This is a genomic window from Lutibacter sp. (assembly GCF_033723435.1).
Lineage (GTDB): Bacteria > Bacteroidota > Bacteroidia > Flavobacteriales > Flavobacteriaceae > Lutibacter.
Map to the genome: position 1 here is coordinate 85,642 of NZ_JAWVXC010000004.1, position 16,013 is coordinate 101,654.

The 16,013-nt window shown below is 29.7% G+C and carries 16 protein-coding genes and 1 tRNA gene; 10 read left to right on the forward strand and 7 right to left on the reverse strand.

What is annotated here, in order from left to right; all coding sequences use genetic code 11:
• Positions 1 to 11: 11 nt before the first annotated feature.
• Positions 12 to 1,547 carry a YifB family Mg chelatase-like AAA ATPase gene (locus R3342_RS07650; RefSeq protein WP_318939437.1) on the forward strand — a complete coding sequence of 512 codons (1,536 nt, stop codon included), beginning with the start codon at positions 12 to 14 and terminating at the stop codon, positions 1,545 to 1,547.
• 4 nt (positions 1,548 to 1,551) lie between these two features.
• Here R3342_RS07650 and R3342_RS07655 read toward each other — a convergent pair whose 3' ends face one another.
• Both R3342_RS07655 and R3342_RS07660 read right to left on the reverse strand, forming a co-directional pair.
• A complete protein-coding gene (locus tag R3342_RS07655) occupies positions 1,552 to 2,421 on the reverse strand; it encodes a DUF5777 family beta-barrel protein (RefSeq protein WP_318939438.1) in 870 nt (289 codons plus the stop codon).
• The gene (locus R3342_RS07660; RefSeq protein ID WP_318939439.1) at positions 2,421 to 2,810 is read right to left on the reverse strand and encodes an OB-fold protein; all 390 of its coding nucleotides are present in this window, start codon (positions 2,808 to 2,810) and stop codon (positions 2,421 to 2,423) included. The genes R3342_RS07655 and R3342_RS07660 overlap by 1 nt, the downstream gene beginning before the upstream one ends.
• 160 nt (positions 2,811 to 2,970) lie before the next feature.
• Between R3342_RS07660 and R3342_RS07665 the strand changes: the two genes are divergently transcribed.
• From R3342_RS07665 to R3342_RS07680, 4 genes are all read left to right on the forward strand, one after another.
• On the forward strand, positions 2,971 to 3,333 hold the full coding sequence (locus R3342_RS07665; RefSeq protein WP_318939440.1) for a hypothetical protein: 363 nt from the start codon (positions 2,971 to 2,973) through the stop codon (positions 3,331 to 3,333).
• Positions 3,334 to 3,343: 10 nt separating this feature from the next.
• Positions 3,344 to 4,063 (forward strand): hypothetical protein, encoded by a 720-nt coding sequence (locus R3342_RS07670; RefSeq protein WP_318939441.1) that lies wholly within the window; start codon positions 3,344 to 3,346, stop codon positions 4,061 to 4,063.
• A gap of 3 nt (positions 4,064 to 4,066) precedes the next feature.
• Positions 4,067 to 4,615, forward strand: coding sequence for a YceI family protein (locus tag R3342_RS07675; protein WP_318939442.1), 549 nt, complete (start codon positions 4,067 to 4,069; stop codon positions 4,613 to 4,615).
• Positions 4,616 to 4,692: 77 nt separating this feature from the next.
• On the forward strand, positions 4,693 to 7,905 hold the full coding sequence (locus R3342_RS07680) for a S41 family peptidase (protein WP_318939443.1): 3,213 nt from the start codon (positions 4,693 to 4,695) through the stop codon (positions 7,903 to 7,905).
• A gap of 170 nt (positions 7,906 to 8,075) precedes the next feature.
• Here the strand turns inward: R3342_RS07680 and R3342_RS07685 are convergent.
• The 3 genes from R3342_RS07685 to ahcY all read right to left on the reverse strand — a co-directional run bounded on the left by R3342_RS07685 (position 8,076) and on the right by ahcY (position 10,376).
• Positions 8,076 to 8,149, reverse strand: a tRNA-Ala gene (locus tag R3342_RS07685).
• Positions 8,150 to 8,159: 10 nt separating this feature from the next.
• Positions 8,160 to 8,954 carry a universal stress protein gene (locus R3342_RS07690; protein ID WP_318939444.1) on the reverse strand — a complete coding sequence of 265 codons (795 nt, stop codon included), beginning with the start codon at positions 8,952 to 8,954 and terminating at the stop codon, positions 8,160 to 8,162.
• Positions 8,955 to 9,059: 105 nt separating this feature from the next.
• A complete protein-coding gene (gene ahcY / locus R3342_RS07695; protein ID WP_318939445.1) occupies positions 9,060 to 10,376 on the reverse strand; it encodes an adenosylhomocysteinase in 1,317 nt (438 codons plus the stop codon).
• 83 nt (positions 10,377 to 10,459) lie between these two features.
• On the opposite strand from ahcY, the gene R3342_RS07700 reads away from it, so the two are divergent.
• From R3342_RS07700 to arfB, 5 genes are read left to right on the forward strand one after another with little or no spacing between them, the layout of a single operon-like run.
• Positions 10,460 to 11,098, forward strand: a complete 639-nt coding sequence (locus R3342_RS07700) for a 4'-phosphopantetheinyl transferase family protein (protein WP_318939446.1) — start codon at positions 10,460 to 10,462, stop codon at positions 11,096 to 11,098.
• Positions 11,091 to 11,798 (forward strand): geranylgeranylglyceryl/heptaprenylglyceryl phosphate synthase, encoded by a 708-nt coding sequence (locus tag R3342_RS07705; protein WP_318939447.1) that lies wholly within the window; start codon positions 11,091 to 11,093, stop codon positions 11,796 to 11,798. The genes R3342_RS07700 and R3342_RS07705 overlap by 8 nt, the downstream gene beginning before the upstream one ends.
• Positions 11,795 to 12,493: a nicotinamide riboside transporter PnuC gene (pnuC, locus tag R3342_RS07710; RefSeq protein ID WP_318939448.1), complete on the forward strand. Its 699-nt coding sequence runs from the start codon at positions 11,795 to 11,797 to the stop codon at positions 12,491 to 12,493. Before R3342_RS07705 ends, pnuC begins: the two co-directional genes overlap by 4 nt.
• Entirely contained in the window at positions 12,463 to 13,119 is a 657-nt protein-coding gene (locus R3342_RS07715; protein ID WP_318939449.1) for an ATP-binding protein, read from the forward strand. The genes pnuC and R3342_RS07715 overlap by 31 nt, the downstream gene beginning before the upstream one ends.
• Positions 13,119 to 13,520 carry an alternative ribosome rescue aminoacyl-tRNA hydrolase ArfB gene (arfB, locus tag R3342_RS07720; protein WP_318939450.1) on the forward strand — a complete coding sequence of 134 codons (402 nt, stop codon included), beginning with the start codon at positions 13,119 to 13,121 and terminating at the stop codon, positions 13,518 to 13,520. Before R3342_RS07715 ends, arfB begins: the two co-directional genes overlap by 1 nt.
• 19 nt (positions 13,521 to 13,539) lie before the next feature.
• Here the strand turns inward: arfB and R3342_RS07725 are convergent, their stop codons facing one another.
• Together R3342_RS07725 and R3342_RS07730 are read right to left on the reverse strand one after the other, a co-directional pair.
• Complete coding sequence (locus tag R3342_RS07725) at positions 13,540 to 14,775, reverse strand: thiamine pyrophosphate-dependent enzyme (RefSeq protein ID WP_318939451.1); 1,236 nt, start codon at positions 14,773 to 14,775, stop codon at positions 13,540 to 13,542.
• 9 nt (positions 14,776 to 14,784) lie between these two features.
• The gene (locus R3342_RS07730) at positions 14,785 to 15,903 is read right to left on the reverse strand and encodes a hypothetical protein (protein ID WP_318939452.1); all 1,119 of its coding nucleotides are present in this window, start codon (positions 15,901 to 15,903) and stop codon (positions 14,785 to 14,787) included.
• Positions 15,904 to 16,013: the final 110 nt, after the last annotated feature.

The window sequence follows — 16,013 nt, forward strand, 5'->3', positions numbered from 1 at the left end:
AAAATAAAAAAATGCTAGTGAAAATTTATGGTAGCGCCGTTTTTGGCGTTGAAGCTACTACTATTACCGTTGAAGTAAATATTGATAAAGGAATTGGGTATCATTTGGTTGGATTACCAGATAATGCTATAAAAGAAAGTAGCTATAGAATTTCAGCTGCATTAAACAATAATAATTACAAACTTCCCGGTAAAAAAATTACTATAAACATGGCTCCTGCAGATTTGCGTAAAGAAGGATCAGCATATGATTTAACTTTAGCTATTGGAATATTAGCCGCGTCAAATCAAATTAAAGCGGATAAAATAGATGAATATTTAATTATGGGTGAACTATCTTTAGATGGAAGTTTACAGCCAATTAAAGGCGCTTTACCTATTGCTATTAAAGCTAGAGAAGAAGGGTTTAAAGGTTTTATATTACCTAAGCAAAACGCTAAAGAAGCTGCAATTGTAGATAAGCTGGATGTTTATGGAGTGGATAATATTACAGAAGTAACTCAATTTTTTGACGGAAAAAAATCACTTGAAAAAACCACTATTGATACTCGAAAAGAATTTTATAACAACTTAGAAAATTTAGAATTTGATTTTACAGATGTAAAAGGTCAGGAATCAGTAAAAAGATCAATGGAAATTGCTGCAGCTGGAGGACATAACATTATTTTAATTGGCCCTCCTGGAAGTGGAAAAACAATGCTAAGCAAACGATTACCTTCTATTTTACCTCCTATGACTTTACAAGAAGCATTAGAAACTACAAAAATTCATTCCGTAGTTGGTAAAATTAAAGAAACAGGCTTAATGGGCCAACGTCCATTTAGATCGCCGCATCATACAATATCTGATGTAGCTTTAGTTGGAGGAGGTCAATATCCACAGCCAGGAGAAATTTCTTTAGCGCATAATGGTGTATTATTTTTAGACGAATTACCTGAATTTAAACGAACCGTTTTAGAAGTTATGCGTCAACCGTTAGAAGATAGAGAAGTTACCATTTCAAGAGCAAAATTTACAGTAACCTACCCTAGTAGTTTTATGCTGGTTGCTAGTATGAATCCTAGCCCAAGTGGTTATTTTAATGATCCTGATGCACCAGTAACTTCAAGCCCAGCTGAAATGCAACGTTATTTAAGTAAAATTTCTGGTCCGTTATTAGATAGAATAGACATACATATTGAAGTAAATCCTGTTCCATTTGATAAATTATCTGAAGATAGACCTAGTGAATCAAGTTCAGTAATCCGAAAAAGAGTTACTAAAGCAAGAGAAACGCAATCAGAACGATTTTCAAACTATAAAAACATTCATTATAATGCTCAAATGAACGTTAAACAAATAAAAAAATATTGCAAATTAAGCGTGGAAAGTAACTTGTTACTTAAAAATGCTATGGAACGATTAAATTTATCTGCTAGAGCATACGATCGTATTTTAAAAGTATCGCGTACCATAGCAGATTTAGAAGGAGTTTCCGAAATATCTACTTCACATATTTCCGAAGCCATCCAATACAGAAGCCTTGATCGTGAAGGTTGGCTAGGATAATTTTTTAAAAAACTCTTGATAAATTAAACCCGAAGAAAACATCTCCTTTTGTCCAATCTCCTGATGCATTAGTTATAAAACCTGCATCATACATAGGTTGTGCATTTGAAAAAATTAATTGAAAAACATGTCCTCCTGTTTCAATATCAAATCCCATAGAAAGTGGATTTTTAAACACAGAATTTTCAGCTCTATTTAGATGATAAACATAATCTACATTAAAAGTAACACGATTAGAAATTTTTATCCTTCCTCCGCCTCCAATAGCATATTGATTATTATCTTGAAGTGGGTTTGAAACATAATTTTCATGAAAATATATTGGCGCTAATTCTAATGATAACGATCGGCTAAATTTTCTTGAAATTAATAATTGAGATAAATAAGTAAGTCTGTGTTTATATTCTAATAAAGGCACATTAGCTCTACTTTGCTGAGTGTTTACAGAAACTGCATTAAATCCAACTATAGATACTGGAAAACCATTATTTTGCTGACCCTTTAGCTTATATTTAGCTGTTACATCGTATGTTTTTTGAAATGAACTTCTTGAAAAACCAAGTGTTAACCAATCTGTAAACCCATAAAAAAAACTAAATCTTATCGTAGATTGATCCAAACCAAAAAATTCTTTAGCTCCTCCCTTTAAAGAACCAAATCTATGTGAGATTATAAAATAAAAATCTTTTTTAGCGGCTAACTTAGTAGATTCTAAATTAACTATTTTTAATGCTTTAAACGTTGAAGACACTGAATTATTTAGACTTACCGACGAATTTAACTCGTCTAACAATCCATCTTGAGCAACTACACTAGTTACTGAAAAAACTAACAAAAAATAAATTATACTTTTTTTCATAAATAAAACTTCCATTATTTAACTATTGTACACTGATCCATTTTCACCATTTCAAGCAATTCATCATAACCTATACATCTTCCTTTTACTTTTATTGCTTCATTTAAATTAAATTTAGAGGTATTGGTGTTTAAAAATTGAATACAAATAGAATTATTAATAGTTATTGTATTTTTATCTAAATCAGTGATTTTACCATTTACAATAATTACTTTATCTAAATATTTTTCAGATGCTTTTACATAATTACCTGTAAATTCTTTTAACAATTCTTGTGTGTTAATTCTATACGCTGGTTTTTCAGCAGCAATATTTCTATGGTCCTGATATAAATATTGGTAGGATGCAGTTATCCCAACTACAGCAACAAGTAATAAAACACCAAATTTTTTTAATTTTTTCATTTTGTAAATTTTAATAGTAAAACTCTCTTTTAACCTATTAAACAAGTTAAACTCAAAAAACCCTACTTCTTCTAAACTTTTTAAATTTTTCTTACAAAAAGTAGGGTATTTAGCTAGTTAACTGTTGTATAACTAATAGAAACAAAAAACTAATACTTGAATGAAAAACCTCGTTAAATACTTATTTCTAACTCTATTTTTAATTGAAGCTACTAGCTGTACCAATGAAAATATAAACACGCTATCCTATCCTGATAATAATGTAAATCTGGATAATGTTACCTATACAAATACTATTAAAACATTTATAGATAATAATTGTATTAGTTGCCATGGAGCAGTAAATCCAACAGCAGGATTAGATATTTCTACATACACAAAAGCTAAAAATAACATCAACTTAATTTTAAGTAGAATTGATTTACAAACAGGACAAAATGGTATTATGCCTCCAAGTGGCAGAATGCCTGAAAATACTATTCAAGCTTTTAAAAACTGGCAAACTCAAGGTCTAACTGAATAATATAAAAATTATGAAAAAAACAATCATTTTAATTTTAACTGGATTTTTATTTACACAATGTGTGTATGATAATTATGTTCCTGTTGATCCTAATGCAGACAATTCTGGCAATGACACGACAAACACAGGTGGTGATTCTACTGATAATAGCGGAGGAGGAACTTCTGGAAACAACGACACCAGTAATAAAACAACTTATTTGGCAGATGTAAAACCTATTTTAAATCAGCTTTGTGTTACCTGCCATGGCTCTGTAAATCCAGAAGAAGGGTTAGACATTTCTACTTACATAAAAGCAAAAAACAATATCAATAGAATTATTGGAAAAATGGATTTACAAAATGGAGATGAAGATATTATGCCTCCAAGTGGAAGAGCTGATGAAAGTGCTATTGCTACTATAAAGAAATGGAAAACTGATGGTTTATTAGAAGGAACAGATACTGGTGGCTCTGGAAATACTGGAAATACTTCTGGAAACATTACTTATACTACAGATATTCAAGCAGTTTTAACTCAAGAATGTACAGCTTGTCACGGTGCAAACAATCCTTCTGCAGGCTTAAATTTAACAACATACACTAATGCGAAAAATAATATTGATTTAATTATTGGAAGAATAGATTTACAAAATGGACAAACAGGTATTATGCCTCCAGCAGGAAGAATGGCTGATGCTAAAATTCAATTATTTAAAGATTGGAAAACTCAAGGACTTTTAGAACAATAAACTATGAAACAATTTATTATATTAATGTGTATACTTTTTAGTGCAAAAGCAATTAATGCTCAGCAAAAATATTACACAAAAAACGGAACTATTAAGTTTGAAGCATCTGTTCCTTCATTCGAAGAAATTAAAGCGGCTAATAATTCGGTTACTGCAATTTTAAACACTAAAACCCATGAAATTGCGGCACTTGCCTTAATGAAAGCATTTCGTTTTAAAATTGCTTTAATGGAAGAGCATTTTAACGAAAACTATGTTGAATCTGATGAATATCCAAAAGCAACTTTTGACGGAAAATTAGGTGATTTTGATTTTTATAAAGCAAACTCAAAAGCACAAAAAGTTGAACTTGAAGGTAATTTACACTTACATAATAAAAGCAAAAAAATTAAAACTATAGCTACAATTTCTAAAAAGGATAATACAATTTCATTAACCGCAGAATTTAAAGTTAAACCTGAGGATTTTGATATTAAAATTCCTAGCATTGTACAAGAAAAAATTGCTAAAGAAATTATAGTAAATGTTTCATTTAACTTAAAAGAAAAATAAAGCATTTTTTTAATTGATTAATTGATAATTAACCCATATAGCTTAACTTTGAGTAATTATCAATTAATCAATTTTTTATGAAAAAAATATTTATATACTTTCTATTTATTTTAGGAGCGTTTCAAATCAATTATGCTTCTAATAACCCTTTAATAAACAATCCTTCCATTAGTCCTGATGGCAAAACCATAGCTTTTAATTATCAAGGTGATATTTGGACTTCAAATTTAAAAGGTGAAGAACTAAAAAGATTGACCATCCACGAAGGATATGACACTAACCCTATTTGGAGTAATGATGGAAAAACTATAGCTTTTCAAAGCAATAGATTTGGCAATTTTGATATTTATACAATTCCTTCCTCTGGAGGAACTCCAAAAAGAATCACTTACAATTCAGCAAATGATATTTTAACCGATTTTACCAATAATAATCAGCTTATTTTTGAAACTCAACGGAATTTTGTTCAAATTGAGCGGGCTAAAGAATTTCATTCTGTTAGTGCAAAAGGAGGAACACCAATTAGGTTATTAAATACTGTTGGTTTTGACGCCAAATTATCCCCTAATCAAAAGTTTATTGTTTTTACCAAAGGAACTTGTAGAATAGAACGAGAAGCATACAAAGGAGCTGCAAATAGAGATATTTGGTTATATAACATTGCAAAAGATTCTTACAAACAGTTAACTACTTTTAACGGACAAGATTTTTCTCCTTATTGGGCCGATAATTCAACTATTTATTTCCAATCAGCAAGAAGCGGTAAATACAACGTTCATAAATTAACTATTGATGAAAATGGAAATAAATCAGGGGAAATATCTCAAATTTCTTTCTTAAAAAAAATGGGATTATTCTCTTTCAGTTTAAGTAAAAATGGTAAAGATATTATTATGGTTTCTGGAGATAATGTTTGGTTATTAAACACAAACGATAAGCAAACAAAACCAATAACTATTTCCATAAACAGTGATTACAGATTTGACCAAATAGAACACAAAACTTATACCGATAAAGCATCCGAAATCCAAATTTCTCCAGATGGAAAATATATTGCTTTAGTTATTAGAGGCGAAATTTTCGTCAAAGAAAATGACCCTAAAAAAAGTAGGACCATAAACGTAACTAATTCACCTTATAAAGATTTTAATGCTATTTGGTTAAACAACGAAACACTATTATTTAGCTCAGACAGAAATGGTACAAATAATTTTTATACAATATCTTCAAACGATACATCTAACAAAAATATTTTTACTTCATTAAAACATAATATAAAACAAATTACTTTTGATAAAGAAGGAAACACCAATCCAACGCTATCACCAAACAAAACTAAATTAGCATTTAACAAAGGAAATGGGAAATTAATAGTTTCAAATATTGATAAAGCAGGAAAATTAAGCAATCTGAAAACTTTAGTTAGTGGTTGGGATTCCCCTTCTGATATTGCTTGGTCTCCAGATTCTAAATGGGTTTCTTATAGTCTAAGTGATTTATATTTTAATGAAGAAATTTATATTCAAAAAGCTGACAATACTAAAAAACCTGTAAATATTTCCATGCATCCAAAAAATGATTCTGGAGCAATTTGGAGTAAAGACGGTTCTAAAATAGCTTTTTCTTCTAATAGAAATAACGGAGATTATGATATTTGGTTTGTTTGGCTTAAAAAACAAGATTGGGAAAAAACAAAACAAGATTGGGAGGAAACTCCTTCTGATGATAAATCCAAAAAGAAAGATTCCGTTAGTAAAAAAGAAAAAGCTGTTAAAGATATTGTTATTGATTTTGATAATATTTATGAACGCCAACAACAAGTTACCTCATTTACTGGAGGTGAATTTTTAAATGGAATTTCAAACGATGGAAAAACTTTTTATTACACAACAGGAAATGGAAGCAGAGGTAATGCAAAGGCTAATTCCGATTTGTTTGAAATTAGTTGGGAAGGGAAAGACAAAAAAGAACTTACTAAAAAAAATACTAGTCCAAGAAAAGTTAAATTTTCAAAACAAAAAGACTACGCATATTATTTAAGTAAAGGAAAATCATATAAACTAAAATTGAAAGGTGCTAAAAAAGAAAGTTTACCTTTTAAAGCTAAAATGGACATTGATTATAAAGCAGAGGCAAATCAAATTTTTGAAGAAGCTTGGAGAGCGATCAATGAACGTTTTTATGATCCTAATTTTCATGGGAGAAACTGGGATAATTTAAAGAGAATATATAAACCTTTAGCTTTAAAAGCATCAAACAGAGATGATTTCAAAATCATATTTAATAGAATGCTTGGTCAAATAAATGCAAGCCATATGGGTATGTATCGTGGAGAGGATAGAAAGAAGGTTCAAAAAGAAAAAACGGGCATTTTAGGTGTAGAATTAAAACCTACCTCAAATGGAAAATTAAAAATATCAAATGTAGTTGTAAACTCAGCTGCAGATAGGGAAATTAGCAAACTTAATGTTGGCGATATTATTACTTCTGTAAATGGAAAAGATGTGTCTGTAAATGAAAACATCTACAAATATTTGAATAATACAGTTAACGAGAAAATAATTTTGGGAGTTGTTTCAAATGGAAATGACAAAGAAATAGTAATTCGCCCAAAAGAAAGTGCAAGAGTTGATAATTATAAAGCGTGGGTTAACAATAGAAAAAAATTAACAGATCTATATTCAAATGGTCGTTTAGGTTATATTCACATTCAAGGGATGAACTGGACAAGCTTTGAACATTTTGAACGCGAATTAACTGCTGCAGGTTTAGGCAAAGAAGGTATTGTAATTGATGTTCGTTACAATGGCGGTGGATGGACTACCGATTATTTAATGGCTGTGCTAAATGTTAAACAACATGCTTATACAATTCCAAGAGGAGCCGCTAAAAATTTGGCAAAAGAAAATACCAAGTTTAAAAATTATTATCCTTATAGTGAACGATTACCCTTAGCCGCTTGGACTAAACCTACAGTTGCTTTATGTAACCAAAACAGTTATTCTAACGCTGAAATATTTTCTCATGCGTATAAAGAATTAAAATTAGGTAAATTAGTAGGAACTCCAACTTTTGGCGCTGTAATTTCAACTGGAGGACATACACTTATTGATGGTTCGTACATAAGAACTCCTTTTAGAGGTTGGTACGTTAAGTCTAGTGGTAAAAATATGGATTTCCAAGCAGCTATTCCAGATTATATAATAGACAATAAACCAGATGAAAAAGCAAAAAATACAGATTCTCAACTAAAAAAGGCAGTAACAGAATTATTGAGTCAATTAAATTAATTTAATTATTTTTCTGTTTAATGACAAAAATCATTATTTGAATGATTTTAAGTCTTTAAATTTGTCTCATAATTACTTACTTAACACGTTTAAGTAATGTTTTTGATTTTTTTAGTTAGTAGTAAAAAAAAGAGAAGAGAGCCTAGCGTTCTCTTCTTTTTTATTTTGTGTGGAGCCGATGGGAATCGAACCCACGACCTCTTGACTGCCAGTCAAGCACTCTAGCCAACTGAGCTACGGCCCCAATACTTTTTTTATAAATTTCCTTTTAAAACTAATAGTGGAATTCTACTTTCAAAATCAATTTTTTTAATATGGCTTTGTTCCCATAATTTATTAAAAAATCCTCGTTTACGTCTAATAACACAAATCATATCTGGGTTAACTTCAATTAAATGTTCCAAAACTCCCTGAAAAACTGTTGCGTTTTCACTATTTACTATAGTGTCAGAAATAGTTTCAAAATCCTTATGCAAAAGATTATCTTCAGCTGTATTATGAGGCGTAATTACATGTAATAAATTTACATTAGCATTAAATATTTTTACAATTTTTTCTAAAGGATCTAAAACTTTTGATTGTCTAATAACTCCTGAACGGATACTTAATAAAACGTTTTTAATAGTTTTAAACTTATAACCTTTTGGAATAATTAACATTGGTAATTCTGTTTGTTTAACAAGTCCACCTGTTATTTTGCCAACATAAATTGAAGAATCTGCTGCGCTATTTTTTGCGGATGCAATTATTAAATCAACCTTTAATTGTGTTGCAATTCTATTAATACTATCTACAACTTGACCTTTTATAGTTTTAGCAACTATTTTAATTCCTTTTTTATCTACACTTGCTAAAACATGTGCCAATTCTTCTTTACTATCTTTTTCAAGAAGTTCATCTATATTTTTTAAAGCACCTGCAACTTTTGTAGTTCCAAATACTTGAATTACATAAATTTTAGCCTTTACCATCGACGCAAAATCGATTGCATATTGTAACGTGCAAATTGCTTTTTCAGAATCTCCTAAAGGGACTAATATTGATTTCATATAGCTAAATTGATTTTTTTAAATTGATTTTTCAAAAACAAATATAAAAAAAAGCTTTACTGCTAATACAATAAAGCTTTAAATAATAAATTTATTTTTAATTTATTAATATCTGTAATAATCTGGTTTAAAAGGTCCTTCAACTTTAACTCCAATATACTTTGCCTGATCTTCACGTAAAGTTTCTAATTCAACACCTATTTTAGCTAAATGTAAACGAGCTACTTTTTCATCTAAATGTTTTGGAAGCATGTACACTTTATTTTCATAGTTCTCTCTATGATTCCATAATTCAATTTGAGCTAATGTTTGATTTGTAAATGAATTACTCATCACAAAACTTGGATGCCCTGTTGCGCAACCTAAATTAACTAATCGCCCTTCTGCTAAAATAATAATTTCTTTACCGTCTATAGTGTACTTGTCAACTTGTGGTTTTATTTCAACTTTTGTATTTCCATAGTTTTTGTTTAACCATGCCATATCTAATTCATTATCAAAATGACCAATATTACATACAATGGTTTTATCTTTCATTTTCTTAAAATGATTAGCTTGAACGATATCTTTATTTCCTGTTGTAGTAATAATGATATCTGCATTTCCAACAACGGTATCTAATTTTTTAACTTCAAAACCTTCCATAGCTGCTTGTAAAGCACAAATTGGATCAATTTCAGTAACGGTAACAATTGCACCCGTTCCTTTAAATGAAGCTGCCGTTCCTTTTCCTACATCTCCATAACCACAAACAACCACTCGTTTACCAGCTAACATAATATCCGTTGCTCTTCTAATAGCATCTACAGCGCTTTCTCTACAACCATATTTATTATCAAATTTAGATTTTGTAACAGAATCATTGACATTAATTGCTGGTATTGGTAAAGTTCCTTCATTCATTCTATCATATAAACGATGAACACCAGTAGTAGTTTCTTCTGATAAACCATTAATTCCCTTAGCTAGTTCAGGATATTTATCTAAAACCATATTGGTTAAATCTCCACCGTCATCTAAAATTAAGTTTAATGGTTTTTTATCTTCTCCAAAAAATAAAGTTTGTTCTATACACCAATCAAATTCTTCTTCAGTCATTCCTTTCCAAGCATAAACTGAAACTCCTGCAGCAGCTATTGCAGCAGCAGCCTGATCTTGTGTTGAAAATATATTACAAGAGCTCCAAGTTACTTCAGCACCTAATTCTACTAAAGTTTCAATTAAAACCGCTGTTTGAATAGTCATGTGTAAACAACCTGCAATTCTTGCTCCTTTTAAAGGTTTTTGTCCTTTATACTCTTCTCTTAAACTCATTAAACCCGGCATTTCAGCTTCAGCTAATTGAATTTCTTTACGTCCCCAATCTGCAAGATTGATATCTTTTACTTTATATTTTACGTAAGTTGATGTTTCTGCGCTCATATTTATTAAATTTGCTTTTGATTTTTAAAACCAATAATTATTTTTTGATTTTGCAAAAGTACAAAATACCTTTGAAAAACTAAATGCCTTTATATAAAACAATTATACCTAACAATAGCACTTCTATTTATATTTGGAAAATAGAGGAATCTTTTAATGTATTATTAAAAGATATAACCTTAACGGAATATAGTTTAAATAGATTACAATCTATGAAATCGGAATTACACCAGCGTGGATTTTTAAGTGTTAGGCATTTATTAAAAAAAGCAGGTTATACCGATAGTGATTTATATTACAACGGAAATGGGAAACCTCATTTAAAAGACGGAAAGCATATTTCCATTTCACATTCTTATACTTTTTCTGCAATAATTATTAGCGATTTAGAAGTGGGGATTGATATTGAAAAAAACAGAGAAAAAATCAAAATTATTCAAAATAAATTTGTGAATTTTGAACGTGGATTTATTCATAAAGATGATGATTATATTGAGCAATTAACGGTTATTTGGGGCGCTAAAGAGTCTCTTTACAAAATTTATCCTTATGGTGGTTTAACTTTTAAAAACGACATTGATATTTGCTCTTTTCAAATTGCCGATAAAAAAACCACTGGCTATATTAAAATAAAAAACTGGGATAAAAAATACAACATTCATTTTCAACAGCTAGAAAATTTTACATTAGTTTACGCACTTGAAAATTTAAATAATGGATAATTCAATTTTAAATTTTATACAAGATGCAACTCAAAAAGGGAAAAAATTATTAGTAATTTTATTAGACCCTGATAAAACTTCACCATTAGAAATTCCTGGTATTATTAAAAGAATTAAAAAACTAGAAGCTAATTTAATTTTTGTTGGTGGTAGCTTTGTTAAAAATGGGGCAACAGAAAATTTTGTTAAAAAATTAAAAGATAACACTACAATACCAATTGTGTTATTTCCTGGAGATTATTCACAAATAACTAATTATGCCGATGGCATTCTTTTTTTATCATTACTCTCAGGAAGAAATCCAGAGTATTTAATTGAACAACAAATTAAAGCGGTTCCTTTTTTAAAAAATACAACGTTAGAAATTATACCTACAGGATATATTTTAATTGATGGTGGAGTAAAATCATCTGTTTTAAAAGTAAGTAACACTACTCCTATTTCTCAAAATAATATTGAATTAGCTGTAAACACAGCAGTTGCAGGCGAATATAAAGGAAAAAAGTTAATATATTTAGAAGCTGGTAGTGGAGCCAAAACTCCAGTAAAATCAAGTTTAATAGCTAACGTAAAAAAAGAAATAACGGTTCCTTTAATAGTTGGAGGAGGAATTAAAACAAAACAACAAATTCAAACAGCATTTAATAGCGGAGCAGATATAGTGGTTATTGGTAATGCATTTGAAAACAATATATTATGAATCAATTAATAGATTTTTTTACAGATCCTTATCAATCCGCAACAACGTTAAATATAATTTTGGAATTTATTGCTGCGTTATTTGGTGTAATTAGTGTTTTTTACGCAAAAAAGGAAAATATTTTAGTTTTCCCAACAGGAATAATAAGTACAGCTATATATGTTTATTTACTCTCAAGATGGAATCTTTATGGTGATTTAATCATCAATATTTATTACACTATTATGAGCATTTATGGATGGTATATGTGGAGTAGAGTTATGGACAACAATAAACATATTCCTATTACAAGAACTACTAAAATGGATAAAATTAAAACTACTGGTATTTTTATATTCACTTCCATTTTTGTAATTATCGTTTATCGACACTTTAATGTAATGCCTAATAATTTAAATTTTACTGAAAGCGTAAACTATGCATTAACAAATATGTTTTCAGGTAAATTGTCCGATTTTAGAAAAATTACACCATTTTTAGATACCTTTACCACTGGAATATTTTTTGCTGGAATGTGGTTAATGGCTAATAAAAAGCTAGAAAATTGGACACTTTGGATTGCTGGCAATATTGTTTCAATTCCTTTATACTTTGTTAAAGGATACGGATTTACAGGTATTCAGTATACCATATTTTTAATTTTAGCCATACAAGGATATTTTTCATGGAGAAAACTCTTAAACAAGACAACATAAACATTATTAAAGTAGTTTTATTTGGGCCTGAAAGCACAGGTAAAACTACTTTATCTAAACATTTAGCTCGACATTACAATACTGTTTGGGCTCCTGAATACGCAAGAGAATACTTACAAAATAAATGGAATAATGAACGTAAAACCTGTGAAAATTCCGACTTAGTTCCTATTGCATATGGACAAATGAAATTAGAAAATGAATTGGCTAAAAAAGCCGATAGAATTTTAATTTGTGATACGGATTTATTAGAAACCAAAGTTTACTCTGAAGAATATTATGGCGGGTTAGTAAATGAAAAATTAGAAAAAGCAGCCATTGCAAACACTTATGATTTGTATTTACTTACTTATATTGATACGCCTTGGGAAGCCGATGATTTAAGAGATAGACCCGAACAACGCTTAGAAATGTTTAATGCCTTTGAGAATGCATTAAAAAAATACAATCGCCCTTATATTTTATTGAAAGGAGATAAAAAAACAAGGTTTGAAACTGCTGTTGCTAAAATTGATGAAATCTTAAAATCAAAAGAAAATTTACAACGATTTTCTGATAATTTAACCGATTTAGATTTACATTTTCTACATCAACAAAGTAATGATAATACTAACCAGCAACTCTAATGAATGTTGAAAATCTTATAAAAGAACTTACTTTTAAAGCAGTTAGAAGCAGTGGTGCTGGTGGACAACACGTAAATAAAGTTTCTTCTAAAATTGAACTAATTTTTGATTTATTAAACTCAAAAGAATTTAATGAAGAAGAAAAAAATTTACTCTTTAAAAATTTAAACACAAAACTCACAAAAGAAAATCAACTAATTTTAAAATGTGACGAAAGCAGAAGTCAGCATAAAAATAAAGAAATTGTTATAAAACGTTTTTTAGAAATTATATCTAAAGGATTACTAATTCCTAAAAAAAGAAAACCTTCTAAGCCAACTAAAAGTAGTATCCAAAAAAGATTGGAAAAAAAGAAAAAACATGCCTATAAAAAAGCTTTCCGAAAAAAACCCGAATTATAAAAATTTGATTATTCTCTAATTATAAATTCTCTGCACTTTTTATAGCACTTCGCAAAGATTCTTCATATTTACTACCTTCAACTACCTTTAACAAAGCTTCTATAGGAAACACCCTCGATTCATTAATCCAATAAGAAACTGCACATAATGCGGCACCTTTTTTCCCTCCTTCTTTTAAAAATTCTTTAGTAGAATAACTTTCTTCTGAATTAATTTTAGAATCTGTTAAAACTTTAGAAGTACTTGAAATTCTGTTCTTAACTTTATTCCACCCATCCTCCGTTACCGCTAAAACAATACTTGGATTTTCTAATCCCGTAAAATGAATTGGTTTTTTAGATAAAATTACTTCAGCAACTGAAAACCCAGTTCCAACCGTAATTGGATATTCTCCTTTCATAGTTGCATACAATCCAGATAAAATTCCAGCTTGAGCTAACATTTTTGCTGCAGATTGTATACCTCCACCTGCAGAACCTGCAATTACAACACCTATAGTTTCTGAAATATTTGAATTAAATTGAGGTATTAAAATCTTAGCTCGGTCAAACAAATTAACAGTATTTCTTCTTAAACTAACTCCAACTGGACGATTATTTGTGAATTTTTCTTCCTCTACAATATAGTTTTTCAGTTCAGAAATTTTTTTCATTCCGTGTGAAGTACACAAACTAGATAATTCTACTAATGAAAATCCTGGTTTCTCAATAGCTTCTTTTAGAATTTTTTCAAAATTTGAAATATCATTAACCCTAACACTAAAAGCTGCTCCAGCCTGATGTGCTAAATTTACAATATCATAAGGTTCCGCATTATCATCACTATGCTTAAATTGTTTAAAATTATTGGTTGATAAGCCACTCATTTGTCCGCCAGTCATACCATACAACAAATTATTCAGTACAATTAAAGTCATATCTACATTTCTTCTTGAAGCTTCCAAAATATGTTGTAAACCTATTGTAGCTCCTCCATCACCTTGAATAACAATTACTTTTTTATTAGGATTATCTAAACCTAACGTAACCCCAAGCCCTAAAGCTGGTGAACGGCCATGTAAACCATGAATTGTATGGGTTGCAAATAAAGGATCTACTAAACCAGAACATCCAATATCACTTACCATCACTACATCTTTAGAACCATATCCTAAATTTTCTAGTGCTTTTGAAGTACTTCTAACACAAACCCCATGGCCACAGCCTGGGCAAAAAGGCATTTTAGCTTTAGTTAATATTTTATCTGATGTTTCCATAATTTTGTTCTAATTAAATAGCATTTTTTCAATTTCAGACGGTGTTAACATACCGCCAAATTTTGTAGCCGTTTTAACTTTTGAATTATTTCGTTTACCAAAAATCATCTCTTTATATAAACCTGTCATATTTTCTTCAGCAAATAATACTTTTTCATACGAATCTATAATTTCATAAATTTTTGAAGAAATTGGCAATATCGTTTTCACTATCAATAACGAAATTTTATTTCCTTTTTTTCTAATGGCTTGAACTGCATCTCTTGATGCATCTGATGTTATTCCCCAGCTTACAACTAAATTAGTAGCTCCAACCTCAGCATCTAACTCATAAAAAAAGAATTCATCTATTCGTTTTTCTAGTTTTTCACGTAAACGCCAAGTATTTGCTAAACTTTCAGGAGTTCCTTTTCTAATTAATCCATCATTATCATGAGTAGAAGCATTAAAACGCGCTTGTAATTCTTCATTTCCCAATGGCACAAAAGGAGGAACCATATCTTCACCTGCTTTATACGGTTGATATGGAGGCTCAAAGTTTTTTATAGGATTGTTTACTCTATTTAAGGTTTTTAATAAGTTTATATCAAACCCTTTTTGAGTCATTACCATTTCTTTTGAAGTAAGCAAAATTACTGGGGTGCGAAGTTCAACAGCTGTTTTAACAGCTTCATTTGCCAAATTCCAAGAATCTTTAAAATCAGAAGGAGAGAATATTGGTAATGGAAGACCTCCTGAAATTATACCATCTAAGAATTTTAAATCACCTTGAGCTCCTGTAGTTGCAGAACCTGTACTTGGACCTAACCTTTGGACAATTACAAGCACCATTGGCAATTCCATCATATAAGCCATATTAAGCGTTTCAGTCATTAAGGCTAAACCTGGAAAAGACGTTGCTGTAACAGGAATTTTTCCTGCAGCCGAATAACCACACATCCATTGTAAAACAGAAATTTCATCTGGCCCTGCTAAAAATTCAGGAAATCGCTCTTTAGAATAAGCATAAAATAAATTGGAAGGTGTTATGGGGTATCCTATAAACACATCAGCACCTGATTGCACTAATGCTTCTGTCATAATCCTAGAAGCATCTGTCAAAACCATTTTTGAGGTAACAGTTTTCAAAAGAAATGTACTTTAAAATTAAAAAACAAAGATAATTTATTAGCTAGGCTTTAATACTAATATATATCATTGTTTTATGAATTAAATGTTACATAAATAAATGTAAAAGT

What these genes read in the sequence shown, in the direction of transcription:
- R3342_RS07650 (WP_318939437.1), top strand. Translation starts at nt 12, where the DNA reads ATGCTAGTGAAAATTTATGGTAGCGCCGTTTTTGGCGTTGAAGCTACT.
- R3342_RS07655 (WP_318939438.1), bottom strand. Translation starts at nt 2,421, where the DNA reads ATGGAAGTTTTATTTATGAAAAAAAGTATAATTTATTTTTTGTTAGTT.
- R3342_RS07660 (WP_318939439.1), bottom strand. Translation starts at nt 2,810, where the DNA reads ATGAAAAAATTAAAAAAATTTGGTGTTTTATTACTTGTTGCTGTAGTT.
- R3342_RS07665 (WP_318939440.1), top strand. Translation starts at nt 2,971, where the DNA reads ATGAAAAACCTCGTTAAATACTTATTTCTAACTCTATTTTTAATTGAA.
- R3342_RS07670 (WP_318939441.1), top strand. Translation starts at nt 3,344, where the DNA reads ATGAAAAAAACAATCATTTTAATTTTAACTGGATTTTTATTTACACAA.
- R3342_RS07675 (WP_318939442.1), top strand. Translation starts at nt 4,067, where the DNA reads ATGAAACAATTTATTATATTAATGTGTATACTTTTTAGTGCAAAAGCA.
- R3342_RS07680 (WP_318939443.1), top strand. Translation starts at nt 4,693, where the DNA reads ATGAAAAAAATATTTATATACTTTCTATTTATTTTAGGAGCGTTTCAA.
- R3342_RS07690 (WP_318939444.1), bottom strand. Translation starts at nt 8,954, where the DNA reads ATGAAATCAATATTAGTCCCTTTAGGAGATTCTGAAAAAGCAATTTGC.
- ahcY (WP_318939445.1), bottom strand. Translation starts at nt 10,376, where the DNA reads ATGAGCGCAGAAACATCAACTTACGTAAAATATAAAGTAAAAGATATC.
- R3342_RS07700 (WP_318939446.1), top strand. Translation starts at nt 10,460, where the DNA reads ATGCCTTTATATAAAACAATTATACCTAACAATAGCACTTCTATTTAT.
- R3342_RS07705 (WP_318939447.1), top strand. Translation starts at nt 11,091, where the DNA reads ATGGATAATTCAATTTTAAATTTTATACAAGATGCAACTCAAAAAGGG.
- pnuC (WP_318939448.1), top strand. Translation starts at nt 11,795, where the DNA reads ATGAATCAATTAATAGATTTTTTTACAGATCCTTATCAATCCGCAACA.
- R3342_RS07715 (WP_318939449.1), top strand. Translation starts at nt 12,463, where the DNA reads ATGGAGAAAACTCTTAAACAAGACAACATAAACATTATTAAAGTAGTT.
- arfB (WP_318939450.1), top strand. Translation starts at nt 13,119, where the DNA reads ATGAATGTTGAAAATCTTATAAAAGAACTTACTTTTAAAGCAGTTAGA.
- R3342_RS07725 (WP_318939451.1), bottom strand. Translation starts at nt 14,775, where the DNA reads ATGGAAACATCAGATAAAATATTAACTAAAGCTAAAATGCCTTTTTGC.